The organism is Pseudomonas sp. D2002 (assembly GCF_013385735.1).
GTDB lineage: Bacteria > Pseudomonadota > Gammaproteobacteria > Pseudomonadales > Pseudomonadaceae > Aquipseudomonas.
The window spans coordinates 360,293-369,030 of sequence record NZ_JACAPL010000004.1 but is presented as its reverse complement, the minus strand read 5'-3'; the positions used below and the strand labels follow the sequence as shown (position 1 = coordinate 369,030).

The window sequence follows — 8,738 nt, the reverse complement described above, 5'->3', positions numbered from 1 at the left end:
TCTGCCGTCAACCCTTAATTTTGCTTTTCTATCAATTAGTTAGGATTGATTAAAAAACAACCTATAACCGCCTACACACTGACTATATAGAAGGGCAGGCTCAAATAACGCCCGCTTCCTTTAATGCCGCCAGGTTCGCCGCCCCCAACCCCAGCACACTCTGCAGCACCTGTACTGTGTGCTCACCTAATAGAGGAGGCGCACTACGGTATTCCACAGGCGTCTTGGACAGCCGTATGGGGCTGGCCACCTGAGGCACCATCCCCGCCAACGCATGAGGCAGCGCCATAGCCAATCCACGCGCCTTGACTTGCGGGTCGGCAAACACCTGCGCCAGGTCATTGATGGGCCCGCAAGGCACACCCACTTGCTCCAACTGCGACACCCACTCAGCCGTCGTCTTGAAAACCGTGGCTTGGCGAATCAGCGGAATCAATTGCGCACGGTTAGCCACCCGCACCTTATTAGTCGCAAAGCGCGGATCATCCGCCCACTGCGGCTGCCCAGCCACCTCGGCGAACTTACGAAACTGCCCGTCATTGCCCACAGTCAGGATGAAGTCGCCATCGGCAGTAGGGAAATCCTGGTAGGGCACAATATTCGGGTGAGCATTACCGAGGCGCTTTGGCGCCACACCCGTCGTCAGGTAATTCATCGCCTGATTAGCCAGGCACGCTACCTGTACATCCAGCAGCGCCATATCAATATGCTGCCCGCCACCGTCATGGTCCCGGTGAGCCAGCGCCGCCAGGATCGCCACGGTCGAGTACAGACCCGTAAGGATGTCCGTCAGCGCTACGCCAACCTTGACCGGCCCGGCCCCGTCATCACCTTCTGGCCGACCGGTCAGGCTCATAAGACCGCCCAAGCCCTGGATCATGAAGTCATAGCCCGCGCGCGTCGCATAAGGCCCCGTCTGGCCAAAGCCCGTGATCGAGCAATAGATCAACTCCGGATTGATCTCCTTCAGCGACTCATAGTCCAGCCCATACGCCGCAAGACCGCCCACCTTGAAGTTCTCGATCAGGATGTCGGACTTGGCCGCCAAGTCACGCACCAGCTTCTGACCCTCTGGTCGCGTGAAGTCGATGGTCACCGACTCCTTATTACGGTTGGCCGACAGGTAATACGCCGCTTCACTGGTGTTCTCGCCATACGCGTCCTTAAGGAACGGCGGCCCCCACGCACGCGTGTCATCGCCGTTACCTGGCCGCTCGACCTTGATCACCTCAGCCCCAAGGTCCGCCAGGATCTGCCCGGACCAAGGGCCCGCCAGCACTCTGGATAAGTCCAGTACCCGCAGATGTGAAAGCGCACCCATGCCGTGCTCCTATTAATAGAACGCCTGAAGACCGGTTTGCGCGCGCCCGAGAATCAAGGCGTGCACGTCATGAGTCCCTTCATAGGTGTTAACCACCTCCAGGTTGACCAAGTGGCGCGCCACCCCGAACTCATCGGAAATACCGTTGCCACCCAGCATGTCCCGCGCCATACGTGCGATATCCAGGGACTTGCCGCACGAATTGCGCTTCATGATCGAAGTAATCTCAACCGCCGCCGTGCCCTCATCTTTCATACGCCCCAAGCGCAGGCAGCCTTGCAAGGCCATCGTGATCTCGGTCTGCATATCGGCAAGTTTCTTCTGGATCAGCTGCGTGGCTGCCAATGGACGCCCGAACTGATGACGATCCAGCGTGTACTGGCGAGCGGTGTGCCAGCAGAACTCCGCAGCACCCAGCGCCCCCCAGGAGATGCCATACCGCGCTGAGTTAAGGCAGGTGAAGGGCCCTTTCAAGCCACGCACATCCGGGAAGATGTTTTCTTCCGGGACGAACACGTTATCCATAACGATTTCACCGGTGATGGACGCCCGCAGGCCGACCTTGCCGTGGATCGCCGGCGCACTCAGACCTTTCCAGCCTTTCTCCAGGACAAAACCACGGATGTCGCCCGCATCGTCCTTGCCCCAAACAACAAACACATCCGCGATCGGGCTATTGGTGATCCACATCTTGGCCCCAGTCAGGCTGTAGCCACCCTCCACCTTACGTGCTCGCGTAATCATCGCGCCCGGGTCCGAGCCGTGGTTAGGCTCAGTCAGACCAAAGCAGCCGATCCATTCACCAGAGGCCAACTTTGGCAGGTACTTCTGCTTTTGCGCCTCGGTGCCAAATTCATTGATAGGCACCATGACCAGAGATGACTGCACACTCATCATCGAGCGATAGCCGGAGTCGACACGCTCGACCTCACGGGCGATCAACCCATAGCTGACGTAGTTCAAACCACTGCCACCGTACTCCTCGGGGATCATCGCGCCCAACAGGCCGGTTTCGCCCATCTCGCGGAAAATCGCCGGGTCAGTCTTTTCATGGCGGAAGGCCTCAAGCACACGCGGCGCCAGCTTGTCCCGGGCGAATTGCTCAGCACTGTCGCGCACCATGCGCTCTTCTTCGGTGAGCTGTTGATCCAGCAGCAGTGGATCGATCCAGTTGAAGCTTGCCTTGCCAGCCATGAATAAGTCCTCGCGGAAAAAATCAGAAGTCGTGGATGCAGCCTAGGTCGGGCAGGAGCAGAGGGCAAACGAGGTTTCCGCATAGGGTTGTGCTAATTTCTCACTTCGAAATGACTGATAAGGGCGCAGATGCGCTTTATAAGTGAGTACAACGTACATGCGCAGAAAAATTCCCAGCACGACCGCCCTGGTCAGTTTTGAAGCCGCAGCCCGCCACGAGAGCTTTACCAAGGCCGCACATGAGCTTTCCATCACCCAGGGCGCCATCTGTCGACAGATCGCCAGCCTTGAGGAGTTTTTAAGTGTCGAGCTGTTTCGGCGCTCCCGACGCGGGGTAAAACTGACCGAAGCAGGGCTGTCTTATAGCCGCCGGGTCGCCATGCAATTGGACGCAGTGGAGCGCGACACCCTTTCAGTTATGGGGCAGCAGGGTGCTAACGTCATCGAGCTCGCCGTGGTGCCAACCTTCGGCACCCAATGGCTGATCCCGCGCCTCAAAGATTTCCAACGCCAACATCCGGAAGTGACCGTCAACCTCACCAACCGCACGCGCCCCTTTCTGTTCGCCGATACCGAATTCGATGCCGCGATCTACTTTGGCGATGCTGACTGGTCCGGCACCGAATCCCATCGGCTGATGGGAGAAGACCCGGTCCCGGTGTGCAGCCCACGGTTACTGGGCAACCGCACCCACTTCAGCCCCCAGGAAATCGCGGAACTACCGCTGCTGCAGCAAACCACCCGGCCTTACGCGTGGCGCCAATGGTTCAACGCGCAACAACTGAACATACCCCGCGACATGACAGGCCCTCGTTACGAGCTATTCTCGATGTTGTCCCAGGCCGCCATGCATGACATGGGTGTTGCGCTCATTCCGCCATTCCTCATCCAGCGTGAGCTGGGAGAGCGCCAATTGGTAATCGCGAGCCCCGAAGCACTCAGTAGCTCCAAGGCTTATTACCTGATGATTCCCGAACGAAAAGTCGAATCTGCGTCGCTGCACGCATTCCGGGATTGGCTGATTGACCAGTCACAGCGCTACAACCCAAGTGTTTAAAGGCCAAACCCCACTTACTGACTTTGTAGTCAATTAAATATGAATCCTACAGATGTACGTATATGTCGCATTTAAGCAGACTGTACCCATCCACATAAAATAAGGCTTAAAGCCATGATTCATAGGGCTTGTAGCGACAATGACCGGCCAATAGCCGACTATTCACACCGACGATTGGAAATAATACGAAAACCGCCTGCACCCCTTTAAACACATGTATTTAAAGAGGTTATTTGAGTGCATTGCGACAATCAGTCACAGGGTGACTTGTAGTTAATTTTTCGTCACCCGTCATAATCCCTTGAAGGCCGTAAAGTTCGCCTGCAAAATGCCGCGCCCCGCTGTCATTTCAGCGGGATCGTGCTGATCGGCCGCCCCAGCTGCGCCACTCACGGTGCACTGGCCTTTTTACAAAAAGATCAAAAGCAAAAAGATCATGCAGGAGATTTGACGTGCACATTGGTGTTCCTCTCGAAACCCAGACCGGTGAAACGCGGGTGGCTGCCACCCCGGAAACCATCAAGAAGCTGATCGGCCAGGGCCATAAGGTCACTGTTCAAAGTGGCGCCGGTATTAACGCCAGCGTCGTCGACAGTGCCTATGAAACGGCAGGCGCAACCATTGGCAGCGCCAGCGATGCGTTTGGTGCCGAGCTGATTCTCAAGGTGGTTGCCCCCAGCGACAGCGAACTGGCGCTGATCAACAGCGGCACCGTGTTGGTGGGCATGCTCAATCCGTTCAGCAACGAAACCATTGCCAGGCTGGCCGAGCGTGGCATCACTGCCTTCGCGCTCGAAGCGGCGCCGCGCACTTCACGGGCCCAAAGTCTCGACGTACTGTCGTCGCAGGCCAACATCGCGGGTTACAAAGCCGTGTTGCTGGCGGCTCATCACTACCCGCGCTTCATGCCGATGCTGATGACCGCTGCCGGCACTGTAAAAGCCGCCCGCGTGCTGATTCTCGGCGCAGGCGTTGCCGGCTTGCAGGCCATCGCCACGGCGAAACGCCTGGGTGCAGTGATCGAAGCGTCTGACGTGCGCCCTGCCGTTAAAGAGCAGATCGAATCCCTCGGTGCCAAGTTCGTCGATGTGCCCTACGAAACCGATGAAGAGCGCGAATGCGCCGTCGGTGTCGGCGGTTACGCTCGCCCTATGCCTTCAAGCTGGATGCAGCGCCAGGCCCTGGCCGTACACGAACGTGCCAAGCAAGCCGACATCGTCATCACCACCGCGCTGATCCCGGGCCGCAAGGCGCCGACTCTGCTCAGTGCCGAGACCGTCGCACAAATGAAACCAGGCTCGGTGGTCATTGACCTCGCCGCCGCTCAAGGTGGCAACTGCCCGCTGACTGTCGCCGACCAAGTCGTGGTGGAAAACGGCGTGACCATCTGTGGCCCGACCAACCTGGCCGGCGCCGTAGCCGCCGATGCTTCGGCTTTATATGCGCGCAACCTGCTGGACTTCCTGAAGCTGGTCTTCACCAAGGAAGGGCAGTTTGAAATCAACCTCGAAGACGACATCGTCGCCGCGTGCCTGATGTGCCGCGACGGCCAAGTCATCCGCAAAAACGCCTAAGCAGGGATTCAGACGATGGAAGAGCTTATCTCCCCCGGTATCTACAACCTGATCATCTTTGTGCTGGCGATTTATGTCGGTTACCACGTGGTCTGGAACGTAACCCCCGCGCTGCACACGCCGTTGATGGCGGTGACCAACGCGATCTCCGCAATTGTGATCGTCGGCGCCATGCTCGCCGCAGCGCTCACCGTTACACCGCTGGGTAAAACCATGGGCACCCTGGCCGTGGCGCTCGCTGCAGTCAACGTGTTCGGTGGCTTCCTGGTCACACGCAGGATGCTCGAAATGTTCAAGAAGAAAGCCCCGAAAGTAAAAGAAGAGGCGCCATCGTCATGAGCATGAATCTGGTCACGACGCTCTACCTGATCGCGTCGATCTGCTTTATCCAGGCCCTCAAAGGCCTGTCGCACCCAACTACATCGCGACGCGGCAACCTGTTCGGCATGCTCGGCATGGCGCTGGCGGTGCTGACCACTGTGGGCCTCATCTATAAACTTGGTGCTGAACTTGCGACTGCCGGTATTGGCTACGTGATTGTTGGCCTACTGATCGGCGGCACTGCTGGTTCGATCATGGCCAAGCGCGTGGAAATGACCAAAATGCCCGAGCTGGTGGCGTTCATGCACAGCATGATCGGCCTGGCTGCAGTATTTATTGCCATCGCCGCTGTGGTCGAGCCGCAATCCCTGGGCATCGTCAAACACCTGGGCGACTCGATCCCCGCCGGCAACCGTTTGGAGTTGTTCCTCGGCGCCGCCATTGGTGCTATTACCTTCTCCGGTTCGGTGATTGCCTTCGGCAAGCTGTCAGGCAAGTACAAGTTCCGCCTGTTCCAGGGCGCACCGGTACAGTTCGGCGGCCAGCACAAACTGAATCTGGTATTAGGCCTGCTGACTCTAGGTCTGGGCCTGACGTTCATGTTCACCGGCAACCTCAGTGCCTTCGCATTGATGCTGGCCTTGGCGTTCGTGCTCGGCGTGCTGATCATCATCCCGATCGGCGGCGCCGACATGCCGGTCGTCGTGTCGATGCTCAACAGCTATTCCGGCTGGGCAGCAGCAGGCATCGGCTTCTCGCTCAACAACTCGATGCTGATCATCGCCGGCTCCCTGGTGGGCTCCAGCGGTGCGATCCTCTCGTACATCATGTGCAAAGCGATGAACCGTTCCTTCTTTAATGTGCTGCTCGGCGGTTTCGGTAACACGGCGGACGCAGCCGGCCCGGCTGGCTCAAAAGAAGCACGCCCGGTGAAGTCCGGCTCTGCCGACGATGCCACCTTCCTGCTGACCAATGCCGACACCGTGATCATCGTGCCGGGCTATGGCTTGGCAGTGGCGCGCGCGCAACATGCGCTTAAAGAGCTGACCGAAAAGCTGACCCACCGTGGCGTAACCGTGAAGTATGCGATCCATCCGGTAGCGGGGCGCATGCCAGGCCACATGAACGTGCTGCTGGCTGAGGCCGAAGTGCCTTACGACCAGGTGTTCGAGATGGAAGACATCAACTCAGAGTTCGGCCAGGCCGACGTGGTGCTGGTGTTGGGCGCGAACGACGTGGTCAACCCGGCCGCCAAGAACGACCCGAACTCGCCGATTGCCGGCATGCCGATCCTGGAGGCATTCAAAGCCAAGACCATCATCGTCAACAAGCGCTCGATGGCCAGCGGCTATGCGGGCCTGGACAACGAATTGTTCTACCTGGACAAGACCATGATGGTCTTCGGTGATGCCAAGAAGGTCATCGAAGATATGGTCAAAGCCGTCGAATAAAACTGCGCCAGCGCAATACCCTAAACCCTGGCCTCCCGTAGGCTGGGGTTTTTTTATGATCGTTCCCATGCTGATCGTTCCCATGCTCTGCGTGGCAAAGCATCCCGGGATGCTCTGCGTCCCGCTCTGCACACGCCTGAAACCCGACCAAAGGCTCTAAATCGCTGCCCGGCATTCGACCATGGTAGCGGGCCGAAATTTTTTGAAATCACTAAACTGCCCACCTTGCTTCCGTAGCCCGAGATAACAATCCATGTACCGTGATCGTATCCGCTTGCCTTCGTTGTTGAACAAGGTCATGAGCGCGGCAGATGCCGCAGCACTGATCGAGGACGGCATGACCGTCGGCATGAGCGGCTTCACCCGCGCCGGTGAAGCCAAGGCCGTCCCACACGCCCTGGCCGAACGCGCCAAGACATCCCCGCTGAAAATCACCCTGATGACAGGCGCCAGCCTGGGCAATGACCTGGACAAGCAACTGACCGAAGCCGGCGTGCTGTCCCGACGCATGCCCTTCCAAGTGGACAGTACCCTGCGCAAGGCAATCAACGCCGGCGAAGTGATGTTTATCGACCAGCATCTGTCGGAAACCGTTGAGCAACTGCGCAACAACCAGCTCAAGCTGCCGGACATTGCGGTAATCGAAGCCGTCGCAATCACCGAGCAAGGCCATATCGTGCCGACCACCTCAGTGGGCAACTCGGCCAGCTTTGCGATTTTTGCCAAGCAAGTGATCGTCGAGATCAACCTCGCGCACAACCCTAACCTGGAAGGGCTGCACGACATCTATATCCCGACCTACCGGCCGACTCGCACACCGATCCCGCTGGTAAAAGTCGACGACCGCATTGGCAGCACCGCCATTCCGATCCCGCCGGAAAAGATTGTCGCCATCGTGATCACCAACCAGGCCGATTCCGCCTCGACCGTGACGCCACCGGACGCCGACACCCAAGACATCGCCAACCACCTGATCAACTTCCTCAAGCAGGAAGTGGACGCCGGGCGCATGACCAACAAACTCGGCCCGCTGCAGGCCGGTATCGGCAACATCGCCAACGCGGTGATGTGTGGCCTGATCGAATCGCCGTTCGAAGACCTGACCATGTATTCGGAAGTGTTGCAGGATTCGACGTTCGACCTGATCGACGCGGGCAAGCTGAGCTTCGCCTCGGGCAGCTCGATTACCTTGTCTGAACGGCGCAATGCCGACGTGTTCGGCAATTTGGAACACTACAAGGACAAACTGGTACTGCGCCCGCAGGAAATCTCCAACCACCCTGAAGTGGTGCGGCGCCTGGGCATTATCGGCATCAATACCGCGCTGGAATTCGACATCTACGGCAACGTCAACTCCACCCACGTCTGCGGCACGCGGATGATGAACGGCATTGGCGGCTCAGGGGATTTCGCGCGCAATGCGCACCTGGCGATCTTTGTTACCAAATCGATTGCCAAAGGCGGCGCGATTTCCAGCGTAGTGCCGATGGTCAGTCATGTGGACCACACAGAGCACGACGTCGACATCCTGGTGACCGAAGTGGGCCTTGCCGACCTGCGCGGCCTGGCGCCACGGGAACGAGCCCGGGTGATCATCGACAACTGCGTACACCCGGCGTACCGCGACGCCCTGAACAGTTACTTCAACGCTGCCTGCGCCATCGGCGGGCACACCCCGCATATCCTGCGCGAAGCACTGAGTTGGCACATTAACCTGGAAGAAACCGGGCATATGCTCAAGGCTTGATTGATACAGATTCGGGCTGATGCAAACACAGTTGCATCAGCCCGGCAGTGCCAATGGCATTTCTGTAAAAAAC

General features: G+C 58.3%; 7 protein-coding genes. 5 read left to right on the top strand and 2 right to left on the bottom strand.

The genetic code is table 11. The annotated features are described in order from the left end of the window. Window positions 1–100: 100 nt before the first annotated feature. A complete protein-coding gene (locus tag HX783_RS10525) occupies window positions 101–1,321 on the bottom strand; it encodes a CaiB/BaiF CoA-transferase family protein (protein ID WP_159953546.1) in 1,221 nt (406 codons plus the stop codon). 12 nt (window positions 1,322–1,333) lie between these two features. Continuing rightward, a complete protein-coding gene (locus HX783_RS10520; protein WP_159953545.1) occupies window positions 1,334–2,515 on the bottom strand; it encodes an acyl-CoA dehydrogenase in 1,182 nt (393 codons plus the stop codon). A gap of 157 nt (window positions 2,516–2,672) precedes the next feature. Between HX783_RS10520 and HX783_RS10515 the strand changes: the two genes are divergently transcribed. The 5 genes from HX783_RS10515 to HX783_RS10495 all read left to right on the top strand — a co-directional run bounded on the left by HX783_RS10515 (window position 2,673) and on the right by HX783_RS10495 (window position 8,665). Further along, window positions 2,673–3,572, top strand: a complete 900-nt coding sequence (locus HX783_RS10515) for a LysR family transcriptional regulator (protein ID WP_159953544.1) — start codon at window positions 2,673–2,675, stop codon at window positions 3,570–3,572. Between the two features lie 452 nt (window positions 3,573–4,024). After that, entirely contained in the window at window positions 4,025–5,146 is a 1,122-nt protein-coding gene (locus HX783_RS10510; RefSeq protein WP_177016836.1) for a Re/Si-specific NAD(P)(+) transhydrogenase subunit alpha, read from the top strand. A 15-nt stretch (window positions 5,147–5,161) separates the two neighbouring features. Then, window positions 5,162–5,485, top strand: coding sequence for an NAD(P) transhydrogenase subunit alpha (locus HX783_RS10505; RefSeq protein ID WP_003170836.1), 324 nt, complete (start codon window positions 5,162–5,164; stop codon window positions 5,483–5,485). Next, window positions 5,482–6,918 carry an NAD(P)(+) transhydrogenase (Re/Si-specific) subunit beta gene (locus tag HX783_RS10500; protein WP_177016835.1) on the top strand — a complete coding sequence of 479 codons (1,437 nt, stop codon included), beginning with the start codon at window positions 5,482–5,484 and terminating at the stop codon, window positions 6,916–6,918. The genes HX783_RS10505 and HX783_RS10500 overlap by 4 nt, the downstream gene beginning before the upstream one ends. A gap of 253 nt (window positions 6,919–7,171) precedes the next feature. Continuing rightward, the gene (locus tag HX783_RS10495; RefSeq protein WP_177016834.1) at window positions 7,172–8,665 is read left to right on the top strand and encodes an acetyl-CoA hydrolase/transferase family protein; all 1,494 of its coding nucleotides are present in this window, start codon (window positions 7,172–7,174) and stop codon (window positions 8,663–8,665) included. Window positions 8,666–8,738 lie beyond the last annotated feature (73 nt).